Source organism: Streptomyces sp. VNUA24 (genome assembly GCF_029167005.1).
Lineage (GTDB): Bacteria > Actinomycetota > Actinomycetes > Streptomycetales > Streptomycetaceae > Streptomyces > Streptomyces scabiei.
The window spans coordinates 2,342,695-2,366,426 of record NZ_CP119143.1 but is presented as its reverse complement, the minus strand read 5'-3'; the positions used below and the strand labels follow the sequence as shown (position 1 = coordinate 2,366,426).

Sequence of the window (23,732 nt, the reverse complement as noted above, 5' to 3'; positions counted from 1 at the left end):
CCGACACCGCCCGGGGCGCGGACCCCGAGGAAGGCCAGCAGCCGCATGCAGTCATCGCCCGGGGAGCGCTCGACGCAGCCCCGCATCCTGCTCCTGTCGACCTCCGACACCGATCTGCTCAGCGCCCGTGCGGCGGCCGGCCCGGTCCCGTACCGCTTCGCCAACCCCTCCCGGATCGCGCTGGAGGACCTCCCGGACCTCCTCGACGGCACCGGCCTCGTCGTCGTACGCCTCCTCGGTGGCATCCGCGCCTGGCAGGACGGCCTCGACCTGCTGCTCGCCGACGGCCGCCCCGTCGTCGTCCTCACCGGTGAACAGGCCCCCGACGCCCAGCTGATGGCCGCCTCCACGGTCCCGGTCGGCATCGCCGCCGAGGCCCACGCCTATCTCGCCCACGGCGGCCCCGCCAACCTGGAGCAGCTGGCCCGCTTCCTCTCCGACACCGTCCTGCTCACCGGGCACGGCTTCGACGCCCCCGCCCCCGCACCGTCCTGGGGCCCGCTGGAGCGCACCCCACGCGCGGGCGCCGACGGCCCGACCGTCGCCGTGCTCTACTACCGGGCCCACCACATGAGCGGCAACACCGCCTTCGTGGGCGCCCTGTGCGAGGCGATCGAGGACAAGGGCGCCCGCGCGCTCCCGCTGTACGTGGCCTCCCTGCGCGCCCCCGAGCCCGAGCTGATCGAGGAACTCCGCGCCGCCGACGCCATCGTGACCACCGTCCTCGCCGCGGGCGGCACCAAGCCCGCCGAGGCGTCCGCCGGCGGCGACGACGAGTCCTGGGACGCGGGCGCCCTCACCGGCCTCGACGTGCCGATCCTCCAGGCCCTGTGCCTGACCGGCTCGCGCTCCGTCTGGGAGGAGAACGACGAGGGCGTCTCCCCGCTCGACGCGGCCAGCCAGATCGCCGTCCCGGAGTTCGACGGCCGCCTGATCACCGTCCCGTTCTCCTTCAAGGAGATCGACGCGGACGGCCTCCCCGCCTATGTCGCCGACCCCGAGCGTGCCGCCCGCGTCGCCGGGATCGCCGTACGCCACGCGCGCCTTCGCCACATCGCGAACGCCGACAAGCGCCTCGCGCTCGTCCTGTCCGCCTACCCGACCAAGCACTCCCGCATCGGCAACGCGGTCGGCCTGGACACCCCCGCCAGCGCGGTCGCCCTGCTGCGCCGCCTGCGCGAGGAGGGCTACGACTTCGGGACCGACGCCGAGGTGCCGGGCCTGGCCTCCGGCGACGGCGACGAACTGATCCGCGCGCTGATCGAGGCGGGCGGCCACGACCAGGACTGGCTGACCGAGGAGCAGTTGGCCCGCAACCCGGTCCGCATCCCGGCGGCCGACTACCGCCGCTGGTACGCCGGGCTCCCCGAGGAACTGCGTGCCTCCGTCGAGGAGCACTGGGGCCCGGCGCCCGGCGAGATGTTCGTCGACCGCAGCGCCAACCCGGAGGGCGACATCGTCCTCGCCGCCCTGCGCTTCGGCAACCTGCTGATCCTCATCCAGCCGCCGCGCGGCTTCGGCGAGAACCCGATCGCGATCTACCACGACCCGGACCTGCCGCCCTCCCACCACTACCTGGCCGCCTACCGCTGGATCGCCGCCCGCGCCGACGACGGCGGTTTCGGCGCCGACGCGATGATCCACCTCGGCAAGCACGGCAACCTGGAATGGCTGCCCGGCAAGAACGCGGGCCTGTCCGCCGCCTGCGGCCCCGACGCAGCCCTCGGCGACCTGCCCCTGGTCTACCCGTTCCTGGTCAACGACCCGGGCGAGGGCACCCAGGCCAAGCGCCGCGTCCACGCCACCCTCGTCGACCACCTCGTGCCGCCGATGGCCCGCGCCGACTCCTACGGCGACATCGCGCGCCTGGAGCAACTCCTCGACGAGTACGCCCAGATCAGCTCGATGGACCCGGCGAAGCTCCCGGCGATCCGCGCCCAGATCTGGACCCTCATCCAGGCCGCCAAGCTCGACCACGACCTGGGCCTGGACGACCGCCCCGAGGACGACGGCTTCGACGACTTCCTGCTCCACGTCGACGGCTGGCTCTGCGAGGTCAAGGACGCCCAGATCCGCGACGGCCTGCACGTCCTCGGCAACCCGCCGACCGGCGCCGACCACGTCAACCTGGTCCTCGCCGTGCTCCGCGCCCGCCAGATCTGGGGCGGCACCACCGCCCTGCCCGGTCTGCGCGAGGCGCTCGGTCTCGACGAGTCTGCCGCGACCCGGACGACCGCCGACGAAGCGGAGGAGAAGGCCCGCGCGCTGGTCCAGGCGATGGAGGACGCGGGCTGGGACCTCGCCGCCGTTCCCACAGAGCACGGTGAACAGGTCGCCGCGATCCTGGAGTTCGCCGCCCGCGAGGTCGTGCCCCGGCTCGCCGCGACCACGGCGGAACTCGACCACACCGTCCACGCCCTGAACGGCGGCTTCGTTCCGGCCGGACCGTCGGGCTCCCCGCTGCGGGGCCTGGTCAACGTCCTGCCGACGGGCCGCAACTTCTACTCCGTCGATCCCAAGGCTGTCCCCTCCCGCCTGGCCTGGGAGACCGGCCAGGCCCTCGCCGACTCCCTGCTGGAGCGCTACCGCGCCGACAACGGCGAATGGCCCACCTCCGTCGGCCTCTCGCTGTGGGGCACCAGCGCCATGCGCACGGCCGGCGACGACGTGGCCGAGGCGCTCGCCCTGCTCGGCGTCCGCCCGGTCTGGGACGACGCCTCGCGCCGGGTGACCGGCCTGGAGGCCGTCCCCGCCGAGGAGCTGGGCCGTCCCCGGGTCGACGTCACCCTGCGCATCTCGGGCTTCTTCCGCGACGCGTTCCCGCACACCGTCGGCCTGCTCGACGACGCCGTACGCCTCGCCGCCTCCCTGGACGAGCCGGCCGAGGCCAACCACGTCCGCGCCCACGTCCAGGCCGACCTCGCCGAGCACGGCGACGAACGCCGGGCCACCACGCGGATCTTCGGCTCCCGGCCCGGCACCTACGGCGCCGGACTGCTCCAGCTCATCGACTCCCGCGACTGGCGCACCGACGCCGACCTCGCCGAGGTCTACACGGTCTGGGGCGGTTACGCCTACGGCCGCGAACTGGACGGCCGCCCGGCCCGCGAGGAGATGGAGACCGCGTACAAGCGGATCGAGGTGGCCGCGAAGAACACCGACACCCGCGAGCACGACATCGCCGACTCCGACGACTACTTCCAGTACCACGGCGGCATGGTGGCCACCGTCCGCGCCCTGCGCGGCACCGCCCCCGAGGCGTACATCGGCGACTCCACCCGCCCCGAGACGGTCCGCACCCGCACCCTGGTCGAGGAGACCTCCCGGGTCTTCCGCGCCCGCGTGGTCAACCCCAAGTGGATCGAGGCGATGCGCCGCCACGGCTACAAGGGCGCCTTCGAACTCGCCGCGACGGTGGACTACTTGTTCGGCTACGACGCCACCACCGGCGTGATCGCCGACTGGATGTACGACAAGCTCACCGAGACCTACGTCCTGGACGAGACCAACCGCGCGTTCCTCCAGCAGGCCAACCCCTGGGCCCTGCACGGCATCGCCGAGCGGCTCCTTGAGGCGGAGTCGCGCGGCATGTGGGAGAAGCCCGACCCGGCGGTGCTGGAGGGCCTGCGGCAGGTGTACCTGGAGACCGAGGGCGACCTGGAGGGCGGCGAGGACTGACGCCGGCGCGGCCCGGACCGGCGTGCCCGGGCCGTCGTCGGACGGCCCGGGTCAGCGTCGGTCGCCGGCGGCCCGGACGAGGGCGTCGAAGAGGGCCTGCTGCGCCGGGTCCTCCCCGGCGGTGTCCTCGGGGTGCCACTGCACGGCGGTGAACCAGCCGGTGGCGCCCGGGAGTTCGAGTCCCTCCGCGGTGCCGTCGGCGGCGCGGGCGGTGACCTCCAGGCCCTCGCCCGGCCGGTCCACCCGTTGGTGGTGGTAGCAGGACGCCTCCACCTTCTGCGCGCCGGTGACCCGCTCCAGCAGCGTGCCGGGCCGGAGCGCCACCGGGTGCACGAGGTGGCGGTGTTCGTGTTCCGGGCCGCCCATGTCCTGTTCCAGGGTGCCGCCGAGGGCGACGTTGACGACCTGCAGGCCCCGGCAGACCGCCAGCAGCGGGAGGCCCGACTCCAGGGCGGCGCGGGCGACGTCGAGGTCGAAGGCGTCCTGGACCTCGTCGACGTCGTACACGCTGGCGTGGGTGTGCCCCGCGCCGTAGCGGTGCGGGGCGAGGTCGCCGCCGCCCGGGAGGAGGACGCCGTCGAAGCGGGCGAGGCGGGCGGCCGTGTCACCGGGGGCGGGGTGGATGCTCGCGGGTTCGCCGCCCGCCCGCCAGACGGCCTCGATCAGGGCGCGGGCGTTGACCTCGGCGGCGTACCGCAGCGCGGAGGTCGTGGCGGCGAAACGGGCGGGTACCGCGATCAGGGGCCGGGTCACAGCTGGATCCAGGTGGTCTTCAGTTCGGTGTACTTCTCGATGGCGTGGGCGGACTTGTCGCGGCCGTTGCCCGACTGCTTCATGCCGCCGAAGGGGACGGTCAGGTCGCCCTCCTCGTAGCAGTTCACCCAGACCGTGCCGGCCCGCAGGGCGCGGGAGACCCGGTGGGCGGTGGTCAGGTCGGCGGTCCACAGGCCGGCGGCGAGACCGTACTCGGTGTCGTTTGCGAGCCGTACCGCCTCGTCGAGGTCGTCGAAGGTGAGGACGGACAGGACCGGGCCGAAGATCTCCTCGCGGGCCAGCCGCATCCCGGGGTCCACCCGGTCGAAGACGGTGGGCCGCAGATAGCTGCCGCCGGTCCCGGCCAGGACGCGTTCGCCGCCTGCCCGCAGGCGGGCGCCGTCGTCGACACCCGCGCCGATGTGGCCGAGGACCCGTTCGAGGTGGGCCTCGCGGACCAGGGCGCCCATCTCGGTGGCCGGGTCGAGCGGGTCACCGACGCGCAGCTCCCGGGCGCGGGCGACGACGGCCTCGGTGACGCGTTCGGCGACCGAGGAGTGCACCAGCAGCCGGGAGGGGGCCGTGCACATCTCGCCCTGGTTGAAGAAGATGCCCCAGGCGGCGGTGGCGGCCGCCTTCTCCAGGTCGGGGGCGTCGGGAAGGATGATGTTCGGCGACTTGCCGCCCAGTTCCAGCCAGACCCGCTTGAGGTTGGAGTCGGCGGCGTAGTGCAGGAAGTGCCGGCCGACGGCCGTGGAGCCGGTGAAGGCCAGGACGTCCACGTCGGGGTGGAGCCCGATGGCCCGCCCGGCGGTCGGCCCGTCACCGGTGACGACGTTGAGGACGCCCGGCGGCAGTCCGGCCTCGGTGGCGATCCGGCCCAGCAGCAGGGCGGACAGCGGGGAGTTCTCCGAGGGCTTCAGGACGACCGTGCAGCCCGCCGCCAGCGCCGGGGCGACCTTCCAGCTCGCCAGGGTCAGGGGGAAGTTCCACGGCACCACCGCGCCCACGACACCCGCGGGTTCGCGGGTGACCAGGGCCAGGGCGTCGGGGGCGGTGTGGGGCGACTCGTCGGTGAGCTTGTCGGCGAGCTGCCCGTACCAGCGGAAGGTGGTGATCGCGGCGCGCAGTTCGATGTCGTGCGCCTCCCCGTACGGCTTGCCCATCTCCAGGGTGATGGTCAGGGCCAGCTCCTGGCGCCGTTCCTCCAGGAGGTCGGCCATGCGCAGCAGGATCCGGCCGCGGTCGGCGGGGGCCGTACGGGGCCAGGGGCCGCGGTCGAAGGCGCGGCGGGCGGCGGCCACGGCCAGGTCGACCTCGGCGCCGTGCGCGTCGGCCACCTCGACGAGGGTCCTGCCGTCGCGGGGTGACACGACGGCGAAGGAGGCGCCCCCGCCCGGTTCGTCCGCCCCGTCGATGTGGTGCCGGCTGGGGAGATCCAGCTCCTCGGCGCGGCGGAGCAGGTCGTCGTGGGCGAGGGCGGCGGGCATCTTGGCTCTCCTCATTCCTTGTTCGGTGAACGGGGTGTGCGGGGTGCGGGGCCCGCACCGGTGGCGGCAGGGCGGTGGCGGCGGCCGGGGGTCAGTCCGTGGCCGGCTGCCGGTTCCGGGTCACCTTCGCCGCGACGAGACCGAGCACCAGGACCGCGGGCACGGTCAGCTGCAGCCACAGGGCGGTGGTCGTGTCGCCGCCGATGAGCGTGGTGAAGTTCTCGATGATCAGCCAGATCGCCCAGGCGATGCCGAGCGCGCCCAGGACGGGGGCGATCAGCGTGTTCCAGGGCCGGGTGTCGGCGCGGGAGCGGCGGAAGAAGACGACCACGGACACCGACGTCAGGAAGTACAGGAGCATCATCGCGAGCACGGCCACCCCGCTGAACCAGGAGAACAGCGTCAGCACGGGGTCCTTGCCCAGCAGGGCGAACGGGACGACCAGGGCCACCGCGATCACGGTCTGGACGATGCCTGCCGCCCACGGGGAGTGGCGCCCGTTGAGCGAGGTCAGCCCGCGCGGCAGCAGTCCTTCGCGGCCCAGGGAGAACAGGTAGCGGTTGGCGCTGTTGTGGAACGCCAGGATGCCGGCGAACAGCGAGGTGGCCAGCAGGACGGGCAGCACGTCGCCGGTCCAGGCGCCGAACTCCGCCGCGATGGGGGCGAAGACCCAGCCCGCCGCGTCGCCGCCCTCCAGGGCCTTGCCCGCCTCCGCCGTGGCCCGGGACGCGCCGTGCGCGGAGACCAGCATCCAGGAGGTGAAGGCGAAGAAGCCGGTGACCACCGCGACGGAGAGGTAGGTGGCCCGCGGGACCGTCTTCCTCGGCTCCTTGGCCTCCTCGCCGTAGATGGCGGTCGCCTCGAAGCCGAACATCGACGCCACGGCGAACATCAGCGCCACTCCGGGGGCGCCCTGGAGCGCCGCGTCCGGGGAGAAGCTGTCGGCGAGACCGAGCCCCTCGGGGCCGCCGCCCTTGAAGAAGGTCACGAAGGCGAACGCGATCAGGATGCTGAACTCCGCGAGGACGAACACGGCCAGCAGCTTGGCGCCCATCTCGATCCCGGCGGCGCCGAGGACCTGGACGATCACCATGGTGACCAGCGCCCACACCCACCAGGCGATCGTCACGTCGGCGTAGTGGGCGACGAGGCCGCTCACGGTCGCGCCGTAGAGGCCGTACATCGCGGCCTGGATGGCGCAGTACGCGAAGAGGGCGACGCCGGCGCTGCCGGAGCCTGTCGAGCGGCCCAGCCCCTTGCCGATGTACGTGTAGAAGGCGCCGGCGTCCACGACGTGGCGGCCCATGGTGACGAACCCGATGGAGAACAGCAGGATCACCACGCCGGCCGCGATGTACGCGGCCGGGACACCGGCCCCGTTGCCGATGACGACGGCGATGGGGACGGCTCCGGCGATGCCGGTCAGCGGGGCCTGGGCGGAGAGGACGAAGAAGAGGATGCCCAGGACGCCGAGGGAATCGGGCTTGAGCCTGTCTGCCGGGGATGGATCGTGCGAGCTGTGCGGGGCGACCGCCGTCTGACTGTCCACTCGGATCACCTGTCGGGGACGGGGAGGGATGAGGGAGGGTTCGCTTCGGGTTTCGTTTAGACCCAAACGAGTTGCCTCATCGTGGGCCCGAACTATCCGATTGGCAAGGGGTTCCGTGAAGATTTTCGGCGGGCTTCACCGGGCCTTCCGGCATGCCCGCGCGGGCATGCCGGAAGGCCCCGGACGCGGCACGTCCGGGGCCATGACCACGCGGGTCGGCGGCTACGCGCCGGCGTCACCGGCCTCGTCCGTGCCGTGCCCGTCGGCCTCGCCGGTGTCGTGCCCGCCGGACGCGCCGCCGTCGGCGTGCAGCAGCCGCAGCAGGGCGCGCAGCTCCTCCACGGCAGCCTCGGTGACCTCCGGCTCGTCGAAGACGAGCTGGTGCAGCACGAGACCGTCCAGCGCGGCGAAGACCAGCCGGGCCAGCGCCTTGTCCGCGCCAGCGGGCAGCATCCGGCCCAGCTCGCGCCGGGCCGCGTCGAAGTACTCGTCGTACAGCTCGCGGATCTGGGGCAGCAGCTCCGGCCGGCGCCGGGACTCCAGCAGCAGCTCGTACTGGAACGCCTGGGTGTCCGGGTCGGCCGTGACCATCTCCGACAGCCCGATGGAGAAGTCGGCGACCTCGCCGGTGCCCGGTTCCAGGGAGCTGGTGTCGAGCGAGGAGCGGATGGTGTGGGCCAGGGCCTCCTCGATCAGGGCGTCGCGCGAACCGAAGTGGTGCACGACCAGCCCGTGGGTGACCCCCGCCTCCTGCGCGACGGCCCGGTAGGTGAGCCGGCGCAGTCCGCCCCGCGCCACCACGCGCACGGCGGCGTTCAGCAGGGCTTCCCGCCCCTCGCCGTAGTGGAGGCGCTTGCGTGGCCGTCGGCTCGCGGGGGCGTCGGCGGAGTCGGTCATGCGCGTGACCCTACCCGCCCGCCCTCCGCCCTCCGCCGGCCCGCCCGCCTGCCGGGATCACCGCCGGGGCGGGCGGACGCCACGGAACTCCCAGTCGCCGCCGAGCGCCGTGGACAGCACTTCCTCGGACTCCGTGGGCTGTGCGCCGACGTCGGTGCGTACGGGGGTGGGGCCGGTGACGATGTGGTTGGTGAGCCGGCCGAGGCCCTCCACCTCCACCTCGACGACGTCGCCGGGCCGCACGGGCCGGGAGTTGGCCGGGGTGCCGGAGAGCAGGACGTCGCCCGGGTACAGCGTGATGGTGCGGGCGATGTCGGCGACGAGGTAGTGCATGTCCCACTTCATCTCGTCCGTCGTACCGTCCTGGACGACCTCCCCGTTGACGTACGTCCGCAGCCGCTTGCCGTGGAAGTCCCAGTCGGTGACGAGTCCGGGGCCGAGCGGGCACAGGGTGTCGGACCCCTTCACCCGCAGCATCGAACCGGCGTCGGTGTCACGGAAGTCGTGCAGACCGTAGTCGTTGGCGACCGTGTAGCCGGCGATGTACGCGCCCGCGTCCTCGGGCGCGATGTTCCGCGCGGTCCTGCCGATGACGATGGCGACCTCGCCCTCGTAGTTGAGCCACTTGCAGCCGTCGGGCCGGACGATCGCGCCCTTGTGACTGTTGAGGGAGGAGGTCGGCTTGTGGAAGTAGGTGGGCGTCTCCGGAAGTCCGATCTGGAATTCCTCGACGCGGCTGCGGTGGTTGAGGTGGACGGCGATCACCTTCGACGGCACGACCGGCGGAAGGTGGTGGGCCTCCTCGATCTTGACGCGGCGGCCGTCCCCGGCGACCAGTTCGTCGCCGTCGACGGTGACCTCGACGGTGGCCCCGTCGAGGAGGATGCGGCGGTACTCGGGCATGGCTGGCCTTCCTAGGGGAGTCGGTGAGGGGTGCCGGTCCAGCCGGCGGCGGGGCGGTCGAACCACAGGTGGACCTGGCCGGTGCCGATGGAGTTCTCGTACTCCCCGTACTGCCGGGCCGTGGCGGCACAGTCCTGTTCGCCGAGCGCGCCCGCCATCATCAGGTAGTGGTAGAACCTGGCCTCGGGCTTGTACTTCCAGAACTCGTCCATGGTGTCGAGGACCTTGTCGTGCCGGCCCTCCTTGAACCAGGCGATCCGCTCCAGGTCCGCCGCCCGGGCCTCGGGCGTGCGGATGTGCACCGGATCGCTGGCCTCGTGGTCGCGCAGCTCGCGCAGCGGCCAGAAGGTGTGGGAGAGGGCGCCGGAGGCGATGAGCAGGACCCGCCGGCCGGGGGTGGCGGCGATGCCGTCGGCGAGCGCCCGGCCGAGCCGCAGATGGTCCTCCATGTCGCCGGTCTGGCAGACGCCGATGGTCACCCAGCGCTTGTCGGGCAGGCCCTCGCCGAGGAATTTCCACAGGTTGATCGTGGCGTAGTAGATCGGCAGGTACTCGTCCTCGATCGCGGTGATCCAGGTGCCGTGCTCGTCCGCGAACCGCTCGATGTTCCGCGCCAGTTCGGGGTCGCCGGGGAAGTCGTACGGCATCCGGCACATCCCGCGCGGCAGCTCCTCGGAGGTGAAGAGACCGGCCCGGCGCGTCTGCGCGGTGACCACGAACTCCACGGTCGTCGCCCAGTGCGAGTCGAGGACCACGACCGTGTCGTAGTCGTCGCGGGAGAAGACGTCCTCGCGCAGCTGCCGCAGACCGGTGACGAGGGTGATCTCCCTGCCCTCGTTCAGCTCCAGCCGGTCGGCCTCCGGCAGCACGATGGTGGGGACGTGGGCCAGGAGCCCCGCCCCGACGATCTCACCCATGGTCGTTCCATCCGTTCGGCGCGGTGACGGTGTTCTTCACGTCGCAGTAGAAGTCGAAGCTCCAGGTGCCGCCCTCCCGGCCGACCCCGGAGTGCCGGGAGCCGCCGAAGGGGGCCTGGAGGTCGCGGACGAAGAAGCAGTTCACCCACACCGTGCCCGCCACCAGCCGCTCGGTCACCCGGGCGGCGCGCTCGGTGTCGCCGGTGGCCAGGGTGGCGGCCAGGCCGAAGCGGGTGTCGTTGGCGAGCCGGACCGCCTCGTCCTCGTCGGTGAAGGTCTGCAGGGTCAGGACCGGCCCGAAGACCTCCTCCTGCACGATCTCCGAGTCCTGGGCGACCTCGGTGAGCAGGGTGGGCGCGTAGTACTGCCCCTCCCCGGGGTGCCCGCCGACGACCACCCGGGCCCCGTCGGCCACGGCCCGCCGCACGAAGCCGTCGATCTTCTCCAGCTGCCGGGGGTGGATGTTGGGCCCGATGTCGGTGGTCTCCTCGCGCGGGTCGCCCTGCGTCAGCGCCGAGGCCCGCTCCACGAACCTCCGGGTGAACTCCTTGGCGACCGACTCCTCGACCAGGAACCGGGTGGCCGCCAGGCAGACCTGCCCGGCGTTGTCGTACTGCTCCACCGCGAGGTCCACGGCCAGGTCCAGGTCGGCGTCCGCGAACACCAGCAGCGGCGACTTGCCGCCCAGTTCGAGGCTGAGCGGGGTGAGGTTCGGCGCTGCCGAGGCGGCGATCCGTTTGGCCGTGGGCACCGACCCGGTGAAGCTGATCCGCCGCACGTCCGGGTGCGAGGTGAGCGCGTCACCGATCTCCGAGCCGTAGCCCTGGACGACGTTGAGCACGCCGGCGGGCAGTCCCGCCTCGGCGGCGATGTCCGCCAGCAGCGAGGCGGTCAGCGGGGTCCACTCGGCGGGCTTGAGGATCACCGTGTTGCCGGCGGCGAGGGCCGGGGCGACCTTCCAGGTGGCCAGCATCAGCGGCGCGTTCCACGGGGTGATCAGCACGGACGGCCCCGCCGGGTCCCAGCTCACCCTGTTGGTGTGTCCGCGCGTCTCGAAGTCCTCGTGCGCGAGCGTGAGCAGCCAGTCGGCGAAGAAGCGGAAGTTGTGCGCCACCCGCGGCATCACGCCCCGCCGGTGCGAGCGCAGCAGCGCCCCGTTGTCGTGGGTCTCGACGATCGCCAGCTCTTCGAGGCGCTTCTCGACCCCGTCGGCGATGGCGTGCAGGACGCGGGCGCGTTCGGCGCGGGAGGTGGCGGCCCAGGCGGGGAACGCCTCGCGGGCGGCGGCGACGGCGGCCTCGACCTCGGCCGGTCCACCGCGGGCGATCTCGCCGAGGACGCGGCCGTCGATGGGGGAGACGTCGGTGAAGGTCCCGGCGGAGGCGACGCGCCGCCCGCCGATCCAGTGCCGGGTGTCGACGGGGACTCCGGCGACGGTGATCTTGTCGGTCATGAAAGGTGCTTCCTTCTCGGGAGGGGGAGGGACCCGCTGACCCGGGGGCGCGGGACTGTGTCGATGTGCGGCTCCGCCGCGTGGGCGCGACCGGTCGCGTACAACCGGCAGCCGTCCACGAACCTCATTCGGCGGACGCCTCGGACGTCCCGGACTCCAGAAGACGTCCCCCGTCCCACACCACCCCCACCTGCCGGTAGTACGCGGCGATCGGCTCACGGACCTCCAGCCGGGCCAACTCCTCCGTCGGCGCCTCGAACAGCTCCAGCTCGGCCTCGCCCACCCAGGGCTGCCCGCCCTCGAAGGACGCCGCCCCGGTCTCGATCAGCTCGTCCAGCGCCAGCCCCTTGCCCTTCTCGATCGACGGCAGCCACCGGTGGTGGGCCATCGGGTGGGCGTTGACGAAGCCGTTGGTCTCCGACGGCTCCCGCAGGGTGACGACCGTCTGGGCCAGACGCCGGTCGGCCGCGGCCAGCGTCGCCCCGAACCGGGCGCCCGCCTCGATGCGCGGCGCGGGACCCAGCGGGTGCGGCCGCGTCTGGTGGATGGACCCGAGCTTCTTCGGGTACCCCTGGTGCAGCCCGCGCGCGATGGCGAAGTCCTTGTCGACCCAGATGTACACGCACCGCGAGTAGGTCTGCCCCTTGTACCGGCAGCGGACGACCGCGAACGCTTCCTTGTACTGGGAGAGCACCGGGTCGAGCAGTTCCGCGCCCGAGGCCGAGCAGGACTGCCAGTCGGCCCAGATCAGCGCGACCGCGCCGGGGTCCTCGTCGGCCAGTTCCAGGGGCTCGGGCAGCAGTTCACGCACCCGCGCGGGATCCGTGCGGTACTCGACGGTGAGCAGGTCGCCCGAGTAGCGCCACGGCGGCGACGGGATCAGCGACGAGGCACCGCTCGCCGTCTTGGGGTGGAAGTATCCACGGACACGGGTCATGGTCAGGGGGATCCTTACGCGGTGAGGGCGGGCTGCTGGAGCAGTTCGGCGCGGTGGCGGGCGGCGGCGGACACGGTGGCGGGGCCGCCGAGGGCGACGACCCCGACCAGCCGGCCGCGGTGGTGGTAGCCGGCGAGGACGTCCCCGGCGGGGTCGCCCTGCAGGACCCGTACGTCGTCCCGGCCGAGGACCGGCGCGCCGAAGGACTGGAGCCGGAAGTCGTGCTGGTCGCTCCAGAACGTCGGCAGCGGTGCGAAGGGGGGCGGTTCGGCGCCGGTGAGGACCTTCGCCGCGTGCTTGGCGGTGTCCGTGGGGATCGACCAGTGCTCGACACGGCGGGGCACCCCGTCGTAGCGGGCGTTGGGGAAGCGGGCGACATCGCCGACGGCGACCACCTCGGGCCGCCCGCCGACCCGGAGCTGTGCGCAGGTGAGCACGCCGTCGGACAGGTCCAGGCCGTTGCCCTCCAGCCACTCGACGTTGGCGACCGAGCCGACCGACTCCACCACCACGTCGGCGGGCAGGACCCTGCCGTCGCCGAGCACCACACCCGTGACCCGGTCCCCGCCCTCGAACCCGGCGACGCCCGTGCCGAGCGCGAACCGCACCCCGCGCTCCTCGTGCCGCCGCAGCAGCGCGCGCCCGAGCAGTTCACCGAGCGGACCGACCATGGGCAGCGGCAGCGGATCGACCACGGTCACCTCGGCGACGCCGAGGCCCACCGCCGTGGCGGCGACCTCGCAGCCGATGAACCCGGCGCCGATCACGACCACCCGGGCACCGGGCCGGGTCAGCTCCTCGCGCAGGCCCTGCGCGTCGGCCAGCGTCCGGACCGTGTGGCGGCCGGCGAGCGGACCGGGGCAGTCGAGGCGGCGGGGCCGCATACCGGTGGCGACGACCAGGGCGTCGTACGACAGCGTGGAGCCGTCGTCGAGTTCCACGCTCCGCTCGTCGAGGCGCGCGGCGACGACCTTCGTGCCGAGCCGCCACTCCACGTCGGCCACGCTCGCGCGGGGACGGAAGGCCAGCGACTCGAAGGGCGCCTTCCCGGCCAGCACCTCCTTGGAGAGCGGGGGCCGGTTGTAGGGCATGTGCGGCTCGTCGCCGACGACGGTGACGTGCCCGGTCCAGCCCGCCGCCCGCAACTGCTCGGCGGCGCGCAGACCGGCCATCGAGGCACCCGCGACGACCACGCGTCCGGTCATGGTGCTCAGCCCTCGATCCGGATGGCCTGGAGCGGACAGACGTCGGCGGCTTCCTCGACCTCGTCGAGGAGCGCGTCGTCGGGGTCGCTGACGTAGGCCAGGTGCCCGTTCTCGTCGAGCTGGAAGACGTCGGGGGCGGCGAAGACGCACTGCCCGTGGTCCTGGCACTTGTTCATGTCGACGACGACCTTCATGGCCGGTCCTCCTGGGAATCAGGGCGTCGGGCGGGGTGGGGAGCCGACGGTGGGGCATCTCGTTTGGCTTCAAACAACATAGGAAGGCGTCACCCCCTGGTCAATACCTGTCCAGGTGGATAATTTTTTGGGGTCGACCCCTTGCGGGCCACTGGAGACATTCCTATCGTTTGGCATCAAACAATCGGCCCCAGTCGTCTAGGAGACAACGGTGAGCGCATCTGAAACGCCGGCCGTCGGGCATTACCAGGAGCGGCTGGCCGCAGAGGGCATCGATGTGGTCCGGGTGACCTACCCCGACCTCATCGGCACCGACCGGGCCCGGGACGTGCTGCTCGACCAGCTGCCCACGGCGTGCGAGCACGGGCTCGCCTTCTGCCGGGCTGTCTACCACACCTCGCCCCAGGGTGACGTCGTCCCCGTCGCCGGAGGGCTGGACGCGGGCTTGCCCGACATCCACGTGCGCCCCGACCTCGACACCCTCGTCGCCCTGCCCTGGGAGCCCGGGGTCGCCGTCTGTCTCGGCGAGACCGTCGACCCGGCCACCGGGGCACCCGCCCCCGAGTCCCCGCGCGACCTGCTGCGCTCGGTGCTCGCCCGCTGCGCCGAACAGGGCCTGCGCCCCGTGGTCGGTCCCGAACTCGAGTACTTCCTCTGCGACGAGGACCCCGCCTCGCCCAGCGGCTACAAGCGCTACGCGGGCACCACCGGCGCCGTCTACACCGCCGGCCTGCGCGCGGACCCCGACAACCACCTGCTGCGTACCCTGCGGCACCTGCGCGACCTGCGCATCGGCGTCACCAACGGCAACCACGAGTTCGACGGCGGCCAGTTCGAGATCAACCTGACGCACTCGGAGGCCCTCTCGGCCGCCGACCGCTCCTTCCGCTTCAAGGCCGCCGTCAAGGAACTCGCGCGCCGGGAGGGCCGCCTCGCCACCTTCATGGCCAAGCCCTTCAACGACGCGGGAGGGTCCGGCTTCCATCTCCACCTGTCCTGTGACGACGAGCGGGGCCAGAACGCCTTCGACGACCCCGCGGGCCGGTACGGGCTGTCCGACACCGCCCGGCACGCCGTCGCCGGCGTCCTCGCCCACGCCCCGGCGCTCGCCGCCCTCGCCAACCCCACCATCAACTCCTACAAGCGGTTCGGCCCGGACACCCTCGCGCCCTGGCTGATCGACTGGGGGCTGGACAACCGCAGCGCCATGGTCCGCATCCCGCCCGAGCGCGGTGCCGGCGCCCGCCTGGAACTGCGGCTCGGCGACGCCGGAGCCAACCCCTACCTGCTGATCGCCGGCGCGATCGCCGCCGCGCTGCTCGGCGTCCGCGCCGGTGAGGAGCCCCCCGCCCCGCTGGAGGGCTACGGCTACGACACCGCCCGCTCGGCCGTGCTGCCGACCAGCCTGCCCGCCGCCCTGGATGCGCTGGAGGCGGACACCGCCCTGACCGAGATCCTCGGCAAGGACTTCACCACCTCGTACCTCTCCTACAAGCGCGATGAGGTCGAACGCTTCCAACGGCACGTCACCGACTGGGAGTTCACCGAGTACGCCTACCACCTGTGAAGCCCAGGAGAACCACCGACATGACCACTTCCGCCCACCTTCCCCCCGCCCTCGTACGCGAGGCCGTCCAGGAGCCGCTGCCGCTGGACGCCGTGGACCTCGCCGACCTCGACAACTTCACCGACGGCGTCACCCCGTGGCGCATGTTCCACACCCTGCGCCACGAGGACCCGGTGCACTGGCAGCCGGAGGAGGCCCCCAACTCCGGTTTCTGGGCGGTCACCCGGCACGCCGACATCGCCCGCGTCGACCGGGACGCCGAGACCTTCACCTCCACCCGGTTCGTCAACCTGGAGGAGGTGGACGAGGACCAGATCGCGATCCGCGCCTCCATCCTGGAACTGGACGGCGTCCGCCACCGCGCCCTGCGCAGCGTGATCCAGCGGCAGTTCGGCGCGAACGTCATCAACAGCTACACCGACTTCCTGCGCGGCCTCACCGCCCGCACCCTTGACGCGGCCCTCGCCAAGGGCACCTTCGACTTCGTCGCCGACGTCTCCGCCGACTTCCCCATCAACGTCCTCGCCCGGCTCCTGGACGTACCCCCGGAGGACAATCAGCGCCTCATCGACTGGGGCAACCGCATCATCGGCAACACCGACCCCGACTACGCCGACGTGCTCCTGCACAGCGCCGAGAGCGAGCGCTACCGCGACCTGCCGTTCCGCTCGCCCGCCTCCCTGGAGGTCTTCGAGTACGGCCGCGAACTGGCCCGGCAGCGGCGCGGCGGCGACGGCACCGACCTGGTCTCCAAGCTGGTCAACACCACCCCGCGCGACGGGATCCCGCTCTCCGCGCAGGACTTCGACAACTACTTCCTGCTCCTGGTCGTGGCCGGCAACGAGACCACCCGCCACACCATCACCCACTCCATGCTGGCCCTGCTCCAGCACCCGGAGCAGCTCGCCCGCCTCCAGGAGGACCCCTCCCTGATCCCGGCGGCGACCGAGGAGTTCCTGCGCTGGGCCTCCCCGGTCTACCACTTCCGCCGCACCGCGACCCGTGACGTCGAACTCGGCGGCAAGCAGGTCAAGGAGGGCGACAAGGTCGTCATGTGGTACGCCTCCGGCAACCGTGACGAGGCGGTCTTCGGCAACCCGTACGACTTCGACGTCGCCCGTGCCGACAACGACCACGTCACCTTCGGCAAGGGCAGCCCGCACCTGTGCCTGGGCAACCTGCTGGCCCGCACGGAGATCCGCATCATGTTCGAGGAGCTGATCCCGCGCCTCGCCGACATCCGCCTCGTCGGTGACGTGCCGCGCGTCCGCTCCAACTTCGTGAACGGCATCAAGAAGCTGCCGGTCGAGGTGACGCTCGCCTGACAGACCCTCGGGCACCGGTGGGGGAGATGCCCGCCGGTGCCCGAGCCGTACCTCGCCCTACTCCCGCCCGGTCCAGGGGCGGAGCTTCTCCGGGTTGCGGACCGCCCAGATCCGGGTCACGTGTCCGTCGCGGACGTCGAACGACGCCACCGTCATCACGACGCCGGCGCGCCGGGCCACCAGGCCCGGCACGCCGTTGACGGACCGCTCCACGAGTTCGAGCCCGGGCGCCCTGTCGGCGAGGCCGACCAGGTAGCGGGCGATGCGCGCGCCGCCCTCGACCGGGCGCAGGACGGCGCCGACCAGGCCGCCGCCGTCGGCGGTCAGCACGGCGGACGGGTCGAGGAGGGCGACGAGGGTCGCGATGTCCTTGGCCTCCCACGCCTCCTTGACCCGGCGCACCACCTCCGCCCGGCCGGACGCCGTCACGGGGGCGGCCGGAGCGGACACGTCCCCCACCCGCCGCCGGGCGGAGGCGGCCAGCTGCTTGCAGGCCGCGGGGGTCCGGCCGAGCACGTCGGCGATCTCGGCGAACGGGTACCGGAACACGTCGTGCAGCACGAACGCCACGCGCTCGGCCGGCGTCATCGCCTCCAGGACCACGAGGAAGGCCATGGTCACGGACTCGTCCAGGACGATCTGGTCGGCGGGGTCCGCGGGCCCGGTGGCGGCGCCGCCCGCCTGCTCCCGCTCGGCGCGGTCGGGCAGCGGCTCGGGCAGCCACGCGCCGACATAGCGCTCGCGGCGGGCCCGCGCCGAGCCGAGCAGGTCCAGACAGATACGGCCGGTCACCGTCGTCAGCCACGCGCCGGGTGAGCGGATCTCCTCCTGGCGGCTCCGCGGCAGCCCGTACCAGCGTGCGTAGGCGTCCTGCACGGCGTCCTCGGCCTCGGTCACCGAACCGAGCAGACGGTAGGCGACGTTGACCAGCCGACGCCGCTCGCCGTCCACCACGTCCGTGCCGGTCCCGACCCTCGCCATGCCTCCGGCCGCCTCCTCGCCTTACCTTTCACGGGCCCACGTCGTCGAACCGGTGAGACCTTATCGATCCACTGCCCACGGGCGGAAACGGGGACGACGACATGGCCACCCAGGCGACGGCGAAGGCGACGGCTGCGGCGAACGGACGGCGGGACTCCGCGTTCCTGCGGATCGCGATCGCCCTGCAGACCTTGACCATCTTCCTCCAGGCGGTCTCCGCCGGACTGCTGCTGACCTCCTCCTACGGGGAGACCCTGCACAGCGTCGGCGCCCGCGTGATGTACGGCGCGTCCATGCTGTACGTGCTCGCGGCGGTCCTGGCGTGGAAGCCGGGCGGCGGCCCGCTCCGGCCGGTCCTGCACGCCTGCGGTTTCCTCGCCCTCGCCTCGGTCCAGGTCGTGCTGGGCATCGCGCACGTCCCGTCGGTCCATCTTCCCCTGGGCGTGCTGATGTTCGGCCTGAGCCTGCTGGCGCTGGCCAGGCGCTGAGCCGCGGCCCGCGCCCGACCGGAGCGGGCACAGGATGTCGGGTGCGGCAAGCCGGCTCCTGCCTAACGTGGCGGGTGAAAGGAAGGAGGCCGGAGTGCTGGAACGGCTCAACCAGGCCATGGAGCACATCGAGGACCACCTCGACCAGCCGATCGAGGTGGCCGACCTGGCGCGGATCGCGGTGACGTCGGAGTACCACCTGCGGCGGCTCTTCTCCGCGCTCGCGGGCATGCCGCTGTCGGAGTACGTCCGTCGGCGGCGGCTGACCGTCGCCGGCGCCGAGGTGCTGGCCGGCGAGCGGACCCTGCTGGAGATCGCGATGCGCTACGGCTACGGCTCGGGGGAGGCGTTCGCGCGGGCGTTCCGCGCCCTGCACGGCGTCGGCCCCGGGGAGGCCCGGCGGACCGGGGCGAGTCTGCGGTCCCAGCCCCGGATGTCCTTCCGCCTCGTCGTCGAAGGGAGCACGAGCATGCGGTACCGAGTGGTGGAGAAGGAGGAGTTCCGGGTGGTCGGAAGGGGGACCAGGGTCCCGCTCGTGCACGAGGGGATGAATCCGGCGATCGCCGACTTCATCCGGGGCATCGGGCAGGAGACACTGCGACGGATCGAGAGCCTGTCGGACCAGGAACCGCGGGGCGTCGTCTCCGTCAGCGACAACCTCGACGGCAGCCGGGCCGAGGGGACCGAACTCGACTACTTCCACGGGGCGGTGACCCGGGCGGCCGTCCCCGACGACCTGGAGGAACTCACCGTCAGGGCCGGGACCTGGGCCGTCTTCGAGAACTCCGGCCCCTTTCCGCAGGCGCTGCAGTACCTGTGGCGGGACGTGTTCACCCAGTGGTTCCCGTCCAACCCGTACCGCAGCCGGCCAGGTCCGGAGATCCTGCGGACCCGGCTGTCGCCCGACGCGGCACAGGCGGACGCGGAGCTGTGGATCCCGGTGGAGCGGACCCCGCTGTGAGCACCGGCGTGCGGTGACGGGGCCCGCGATGGCACCGAGTGGATGCGGGCCTGAACCGGTGAGGGGTCCTGTCAGCCGGCCGGCTTCCAGCCCTGGAGTTTCGGCAGGACCTTCTCCGCGACCCGGAACAGCGCGGCGTCGTCGGGCCGCTGGGTGTCCTGGCGCCAGATGACGAGTTCGAAGGTGCTGCCGCTGTCCTTCGGGTCCGTCGCGACCAGCAGCCGGCGGGCGACACCGCCGGGGCCGGACGTGGCGTCACCGCCGTCGAGCCTGAACGAGATGGACATGGTCTGCCCCGAGTAGAGGACCGCCCGGTGTCCCAGGACGGTCCTGCTCTCGGCGTCGGCGCCCAGGTGGTCCTCCGCCTCGGCCACCGGGAGATCGTCGAAGGACGCCGACAGCTTCACGGCGTAGGTGTCCAGTTCGACGGTCGCCTCGGGGGTGACGGTCCTGGTGCCGTCGGCCCACTTCGACTCGCTGTCCCCGCCCGACGCGCTGACCGCCCGCTCGGTCGGTGTACCGAGGAGTTCGGGCAGGTCGGCACGGTTCAGCGCGGTGCAGAGCCGCGCGCCGGAGACCTTGCCCCGCGGGGCCGGGGAGGCGTCGTCCGAGGACGAGCAGACGGCCGGTCCCACGGTCCCGGGCGTCCGGCCGAGGAAGTCTCCGATCAGCCACAGACCGCCCAGGATCACCCCGACGGCCGCCACGGCCGCGAACACCTGGGCCCCCGTGCTCATCTCCTTGCGGGAACCTGCTCCCGGACCCGTTCCGTATCCCGCTCCCGGACCCGCACCCGAGCCCGCTCCCGCACCCGTTCCGGAATCGGTGACGTCGTCGCTCATGTCCCCCGTGCCCCCGCCTTGATGTGCACACGCCCCCCGTGTGCCGGGGGAGCCTAACCTGTGACCGGACCGAGGGAAAACGGAATTCCGCTTGCGGGCTTCCTCCGGACACGAACGAAGGGCACGGCATGTCCTCGCAGGACTCACCCGCTTCCCGGCCGGACTCGGCCGGTGCTCGAACCGGCTCACTCGGTGCCCGCGGCACGCGCTCCGCTTCGCTCGGCGTCGCCGTCGTCGGCACCGGCCGTATGGGCGCCGACCACGTGCGCCGGCTCACCGAGGTGATCAGCGGCGCCCATGTGGCCGCCGTGGCCGACGTCGACACCGGCCGCGCCGAGGCGGTTGCCGCGGGCGTCGAGGGATGCGCGGCCTACGCCGACACGGCGCAGGCGCTGGCCGCACCCGGGGTCGACGCCGTCCTCGTCGCCTCCCCGGGGCCCGCCCACGAGGCCGCCCTGCTCACCGCGTTCGAGCACGATCTGCCCGTCCTGTGCGAGAAGCCCCTGACCCCGGACCCCGCCTCCGCGCTACGCCTGCTGGAGGCCGAGCGGCGGCTCGGGCACCGCCGGGTGCAGGTCGGGTTCATGCGCCGCTACGACCGGGAGTACCTCGCACTCAAGTCCCTCCTGGACAGCGGGGAACTGGGCCGCCCGCTGCTGCTGCACCACCGGCACCGCAACGCCGGGGCGCCGCCCGGGTTCACCGACGCCATGATGATCAACGACTCCGTCGCCCACGAGATGGACGTCACCCGCTGGCTGCTCGGCCAGGAGATCACCGCCGTCACCGTGCTGCGGCCCCGCCCCTCCGCGCACGCCCCGGCGGGGCTGAGCGACCCCCAGTTCGTCGTGTTCGAGACCGACGGCGGTGCCGTGGCCGACGTCGAGATCTTCCTCACGGCCCGCTACGGCTATCAGGTCCAGGCCGAGGCGGTCTGCGAGAACGGCACGGCCCGCATCGGCGACGGGCACGGCATGCTCGTCAACACCGCCGGACGCTGGGGCGGCACGGTCACGCCGGGCTACCTCGAACGCTTCGAGGACGCCTACGACCGGCAGGTCCAGGCATGGGTGGACGCCACCCGCCGCGGCGAGGTCACCGGACCCGGCATCTGGGACGGATACGCCGTCGCCGCAGTCTCCGAGGCGGCCGTCCGCGCCCAGCGGGAGGGCGTCCGCGTCGAGGTGGAACTCGTCGAACGCCCCGCTCTCCAGGACTGACCCTGACCGTGACCCGACCCCCGATACATGTGATGTTTCCATCGGTTAAAGTGGGTCTACATCAGGAAAAAGAGGTCAACTGTCTCTCTCCTTCACCACATTCATCCCTGCGCAGTCGTTGACAGCGGCGGTCCGCATGCCTGACGTTCGTGCGTATGTCGCAATCGATCAGCAGGCGCAGGCTCCTGACGGGTGCCACGGCCGTTGTCCTCGCCACCGCCGCCACCGACGTGTTAGCGGCTGGGGGTGCCATGGCCGGCTCGAAGAACTACAAACCCACCTGGGAATCCGTGAACAGACACACCGCCGCCCCCGAGTGGTTCCGGGACGCCAAGTTCGGCATCTACTTCCACTGGGGCGCGTTCAGCGTCCCGGCGTACGACAGCGAGTGGTATCCGCGCAACATGTACCTCGCGGGTCACAAGGCGAACAAGCACCACATCGAGACCTACGGCGCCCCGGCCGACTGGCCGTACCACCGCTTCATCGACGGGGCCGACGACCTCGCGGGCCGCCACAAGGAGTTCGCGCCGAAGCTCAAGTCCGCGGGCGGCAACTTCGACCCGGAGGAGTGGGCGCAGCTGTTCGTCGACGCGGGCGCGCGGTTCGCCGGGCCGGTGGCCGAGCACCACGACGGCTACTCGATGTGGGACAGCCGGGTCAACGAGTGGAACTCCGTGGACAAGGGCCCGAAACTCGACCTGCTGGAGCTCTTCACCGACGCCGTGCGGGCGAAGGACCTGAAGCTGCTGGTCGCGATGCACCACGCGTACAACTACACCGGCTTCTTCGAGTTCGCGCCCGAGCAGTCGGACCCGAGTCTGAAGAAGCTGTACGGGCAGCTGAGCCCGGAGGCCGAGCACCAGCTCTGGTACGACAAGCTCAAGGAGGTGATCGACCGGTCCCGGCCCGACATCCTCTGGCAGGACTGGCGGCTCGACCACGTCGACGAGAAGCAGCGGCTGAACTTCCTGTCGTACTACTTCGACCAGGCGAACGAGTGGGGCAAGGAGGTCGTCGCCACCTACAAGGACGGCTTCGACCCCCACAGCGCGGTCTTCGACTACGAGCGCGGCGGCCCCGCCGACATCACCGCGCCGTACTGGCTCACCGACGACAGCATCTCCAACAGCAGCTGGTGCTACACCGAGGGCATCGGCTACTACTCCCTCGCGCAGATGCTGCACTCGTTCGTCGACCGCATCAGCAAGAACGGCACGGTGCTGCTCAACATCGCGCCGAAGGCCGACGGCACGATCCCGCAGGGCCAGAAGGACATCCTGCTCGGGATGGGCGACTACCTGAGGCGGTTCGGCGAGTCGGTCTACGGCACCCGGGCCTGGACCGTGTACGGCGAGGGGCCGACGAAGATGGGCGGCGGCTCCTTCACCCGGCCCACCGCCGGTACCGCCCGGGACATCAGGTTCACCCGCGACAAGGAGGGCACCGTCCTCTACGCGACCGTCCTGGGCTGGCCCGGCGACTCGCTGACCCTGAAGACGCTCGGCTCCGACCGGATCGACCTGGACTCGCTGACCTCGGTGGAACTCCTCGGGTCCGAGCCCGGCACCTACCTCGGCCTCGACACCCCCGAGCAGAAGGCGGCCGGGCTGACGGTGGCCCTCCCGGCGAAGCCCTTCGACGCCCCCGCGTACGTCCTCAGATTCCGCTTCTCGGGCGCGATCCCCGTGCTCCAGCCCCATCTGGGCGCGCTGGCCTTCGAGGACTCGCGCTTCCGCGGCGACGGTGTCGTGCTCTCCCTGGGCGACCACACCGCGGATCAGCTCACCCTCGCGGGCATCGAGCCGCGCAGGCTCTCCTCGCTGAAGCTCGCCCCGGGCCACCGGCTGGTCGGCCACTCCGCCGACGACTTCACCGGCACCGCCTGGACCTTCACCGCCGACAGCCCCAGGGTCCGGGAGAAGATCACCTCGCTGCGGGTCGTGCTCGACCCCGCCGCCCGCTTCCGGATCACCAACGTCGTCAACGGCCTCTCCCTGGACAGCGGGGGAGCGGTGCCGAGCGGTTCGCCGCTCAAGCAGTGGGCGTGGGACGACTCCGCGAACCTGCAGTGGTACGCCGTCCCGCTCGGCGACGGCCACTACAAGCTGGAGAACCGGGCCAACGGCATGGTCGCCGACGGCTGGGGCGCCACCGCCGACGGCTCCGCCGTCCGGCAGGCGGCCTGGAAGAACTCCAGCGACCAGCAGTGGCTGATCACCCACCGGGGCGACGGCCGCTACACGCTCGCCAACCGCACCACGGGGCTCGTCCTCGACGGCGGCGGCAGCGTCTCCGCGGGATCGGCCGCCAAGCAGTGGACGTGGGGCTCCAGCACCAATCTGCTGTGGACGCTGACGCAGGTCTGACGC

The 23,732-nt window shown here is 72.2% G+C and carries 19 protein-coding genes; 7 read left to right on the top strand and 12 right to left on the bottom strand.

Translation table 11 applies throughout. The annotated features are described in order from the left end of the window. Nucleotides 1-45 precede the first annotated feature (45 nt). Nucleotides 46-3,678 carry a cobaltochelatase subunit CobN gene (gene cobN / locus PYR72_RS09855; RefSeq protein ID WP_275454955.1) on the top strand — a complete coding sequence of 1,211 codons (3,633 nt, stop codon included), beginning with the start codon at nt 46-48 and terminating at the stop codon, nt 3,676-3,678. A gap of 51 nt (nt 3,679-3,729) precedes the next feature. Here cobN and PYR72_RS09850 read toward each other — a convergent pair whose 3' ends face one another. From PYR72_RS09850 to PYR72_RS09805, 10 genes are all read right to left on the bottom strand, one after another. Further along, nucleotides 3,730-4,431: a gamma-glutamyl-gamma-aminobutyrate hydrolase family protein gene (locus tag PYR72_RS09850; protein WP_275454954.1), complete on the bottom strand. Its 702-nt coding sequence runs from the start codon at nt 4,429-4,431 to the stop codon at nt 3,730-3,732. Next, a complete protein-coding gene (locus PYR72_RS09845; RefSeq protein ID WP_275454953.1) occupies nt 4,428-5,921 on the bottom strand; it encodes an aldehyde dehydrogenase in 1,494 nt (497 codons plus the stop codon). The genes PYR72_RS09850 and PYR72_RS09845 overlap by 4 nt, the downstream gene beginning before the upstream one ends. Nucleotides 5,922-6,012: 91 nt before the next feature. Continuing rightward, the gene (locus PYR72_RS09840; RefSeq protein ID WP_275454952.1) at nt 6,013-7,470 is read right to left on the bottom strand and encodes an APC family permease; all 1,458 of its coding nucleotides are present in this window, start codon (nt 7,468-7,470) and stop codon (nt 6,013-6,015) included. A 222-nt stretch (nt 7,471-7,692) separates the two neighbouring features. Next, a complete protein-coding gene (locus PYR72_RS09835; RefSeq protein ID WP_275454951.1) occupies nt 7,693-8,367 on the bottom strand; it encodes a TetR family transcriptional regulator in 675 nt (224 codons plus the stop codon). Between the two features lie 57 nt (nt 8,368-8,424). Further along, on the bottom strand, nt 8,425-9,270 hold the full coding sequence (locus PYR72_RS09830; protein WP_275454950.1) for a fumarylacetoacetate hydrolase family protein: 846 nt from the start codon (nt 9,268-9,270) through the stop codon (nt 8,425-8,427). A gap of 11 nt (nt 9,271-9,281) precedes the next feature. Then, nucleotides 9,282-10,187, bottom strand: coding sequence for a 3,4-dihydroxyphenylacetate 2,3-dioxygenase (locus PYR72_RS09825; RefSeq protein WP_275454949.1), 906 nt, complete (start codon nt 10,185-10,187; stop codon nt 9,282-9,284). After that, nucleotides 10,180-11,640, bottom strand: a complete 1,461-nt coding sequence (locus PYR72_RS09820) for an aldehyde dehydrogenase (RefSeq protein WP_275454948.1) — start codon at nt 11,638-11,640, stop codon at nt 10,180-10,182. Before PYR72_RS09820 ends, PYR72_RS09825 begins: the two co-directional genes overlap by 8 nt. Nucleotides 11,641-11,764: 124 nt before the next feature. Continuing rightward, nucleotides 11,765-12,577: an acetoacetate decarboxylase family protein gene (locus PYR72_RS09815; protein WP_275454947.1), complete on the bottom strand. Its 813-nt coding sequence runs from the start codon at nt 12,575-12,577 to the stop codon at nt 11,765-11,767. A 14-nt stretch (nt 12,578-12,591) separates the two neighbouring features. After that, the gene (locus PYR72_RS09810; RefSeq protein ID WP_275454946.1) at nt 12,592-13,782 is read right to left on the bottom strand and encodes an FAD-dependent oxidoreductase; all 1,191 of its coding nucleotides are present in this window, start codon (nt 13,780-13,782) and stop codon (nt 12,592-12,594) included. 5 nt (nt 13,783-13,787) lie between these two features. Beyond that, nucleotides 13,788-13,976 carry a ferredoxin gene (locus PYR72_RS09805; protein WP_012998879.1) on the bottom strand — a complete coding sequence of 63 codons (189 nt, stop codon included), beginning with the start codon at nt 13,974-13,976 and terminating at the stop codon, nt 13,788-13,790. 211 nt (nt 13,977-14,187) lie between these two features. On the opposite strand from PYR72_RS09805, the gene PYR72_RS09800 reads away from it, so the two are divergent. After that, nucleotides 14,188-15,543 (top strand): glutamine synthetase family protein, encoded by a 1,356-nt coding sequence (locus PYR72_RS09800; RefSeq protein WP_059078497.1) that lies wholly within the window; start codon nt 14,188-14,190, stop codon nt 15,541-15,543. 20 nt (nt 15,544-15,563) lie between these two features. After that, on the top strand, nt 15,564-16,868 hold the full coding sequence (locus PYR72_RS09795) for a cytochrome P450 (protein WP_275454945.1): 1,305 nt from the start codon (nt 15,564-15,566) through the stop codon (nt 16,866-16,868). Nucleotides 16,869-16,925: 57 nt separating this feature from the next. On the opposite strand, the gene sigJ is transcribed toward PYR72_RS09795, so the two are convergent. Further along, nucleotides 16,926-17,849 carry an RNA polymerase sigma factor SigJ gene (sigJ, locus tag PYR72_RS09790; RefSeq protein WP_275454944.1) on the bottom strand — a complete coding sequence of 308 codons (924 nt, stop codon included), beginning with the start codon at nt 17,847-17,849 and terminating at the stop codon, nt 16,926-16,928. A 101-nt stretch (nt 17,850-17,950) separates the two neighbouring features. Between sigJ and PYR72_RS09785 the strand changes: the two genes are divergently transcribed. Both PYR72_RS09785 and PYR72_RS09780 read left to right on the top strand, forming a co-directional pair. Next, nucleotides 17,951-18,337 (top strand): hypothetical protein, encoded by a 387-nt coding sequence (locus tag PYR72_RS09785; RefSeq protein WP_275454943.1) that lies wholly within the window; start codon nt 17,951-17,953, stop codon nt 18,335-18,337. Between the two features lie 94 nt (nt 18,338-18,431). Further along, nucleotides 18,432-19,298 carry an AraC family transcriptional regulator gene (locus PYR72_RS09780; protein WP_275454942.1) on the top strand — a complete coding sequence of 289 codons (867 nt, stop codon included), beginning with the start codon at nt 18,432-18,434 and terminating at the stop codon, nt 19,296-19,298. 71 nt (nt 19,299-19,369) lie between these two features. Here PYR72_RS09780 and PYR72_RS09775 read toward each other — a convergent pair whose 3' ends face one another. After that, nucleotides 19,370-20,035 carry a DUF6215 domain-containing protein gene (locus PYR72_RS09775; RefSeq protein WP_275454941.1) on the bottom strand — a complete coding sequence of 222 codons (666 nt, stop codon included), beginning with the start codon at nt 20,033-20,035 and terminating at the stop codon, nt 19,370-19,372. Between the two features lie 233 nt (nt 20,036-20,268). Between PYR72_RS09775 and PYR72_RS09770 the strand changes: the two genes are divergently transcribed. Next, nucleotides 20,269-21,360: a Gfo/Idh/MocA family oxidoreductase gene (locus PYR72_RS09770; RefSeq protein WP_275454940.1), complete on the top strand. Its 1,092-nt coding sequence runs from the start codon at nt 20,269-20,271 to the stop codon at nt 21,358-21,360. A 155-nt stretch (nt 21,361-21,515) separates the two neighbouring features. Further along, entirely contained in the window at nt 21,516-23,729 is a 2,214-nt protein-coding gene (locus PYR72_RS09765; protein ID WP_275454939.1) for an alpha-L-fucosidase, read from the top strand. Nucleotides 23,730-23,732: the final 3 nt, after the last annotated feature.

Coding starts and splice junctions, on each gene's coding strand:
- PYR72_RS09770 (WP_275454940.1), top strand. CDS start 20,269: ATGTCCTCGCAGGACTCACCCGCTTCCCGGCCGGACTCGGCCGGTGCT.
- PYR72_RS09785 (WP_275454943.1), top strand. CDS start 17,951: ATGGCCACCCAGGCGACGGCGAAGGCGACGGCTGCGGCGAACGGACGG.
- sigJ (WP_275454944.1), bottom strand. CDS start 17,849: ATGGCGAGGGTCGGGACCGGCACGGACGTGGTGGACGGCGAGCGGCGT.
- cobN (WP_275454955.1), top strand. CDS start 46: ATGCAGTCATCGCCCGGGGAGCGCTCGACGCAGCCCCGCATCCTGCTC.
- PYR72_RS09815 (WP_275454947.1), bottom strand. CDS start 12,577: ATGACCCGTGTCCGTGGATACTTCCACCCCAAGACGGCGAGCGGTGCC.
- PYR72_RS09845 (WP_275454953.1), bottom strand. CDS start 5,921: ATGCCCGCCGCCCTCGCCCACGACGACCTGCTCCGCCGCGCCGAGGAG.
- PYR72_RS09810 (WP_275454946.1), bottom strand. CDS start 13,782: ATGACCGGACGCGTGGTCGTCGCGGGTGCCTCGATGGCCGGTCTGCGC.
- PYR72_RS09825 (WP_275454949.1), bottom strand. CDS start 10,187: ATGGGTGAGATCGTCGGGGCGGGGCTCCTGGCCCACGTCCCCACCATC.
- PYR72_RS09765 (WP_275454939.1), top strand. CDS start 21,516: ATGTCGCAATCGATCAGCAGGCGCAGGCTCCTGACGGGTGCCACGGCC.
- PYR72_RS09775 (WP_275454941.1), bottom strand. CDS start 20,035: ATGAGCACGGGGGCCCAGGTGTTCGCGGCCGTGGCGGCCGTCGGGGTG.
- PYR72_RS09795 (WP_275454945.1), top strand. CDS start 15,564: ATGACCACTTCCGCCCACCTTCCCCCCGCCCTCGTACGCGAGGCCGTC.
- PYR72_RS09835 (WP_275454951.1), bottom strand. CDS start 8,367: ATGACCGACTCCGCCGACGCCCCCGCGAGCCGACGGCCACGCAAGCGC.
- PYR72_RS09805 (WP_012998879.1), bottom strand. CDS start 13,976: ATGAAGGTCGTCGTCGACATGAACAAGTGCCAGGACCACGGGCAGTGC.
- PYR72_RS09830 (WP_275454950.1), bottom strand. CDS start 9,270: ATGCCCGAGTACCGCCGCATCCTCCTCGACGGGGCCACCGTCGAGGTC.
- PYR72_RS09820 (WP_275454948.1), bottom strand. CDS start 11,640: ATGACCGACAAGATCACCGTCGCCGGAGTCCCCGTCGACACCCGGCAC.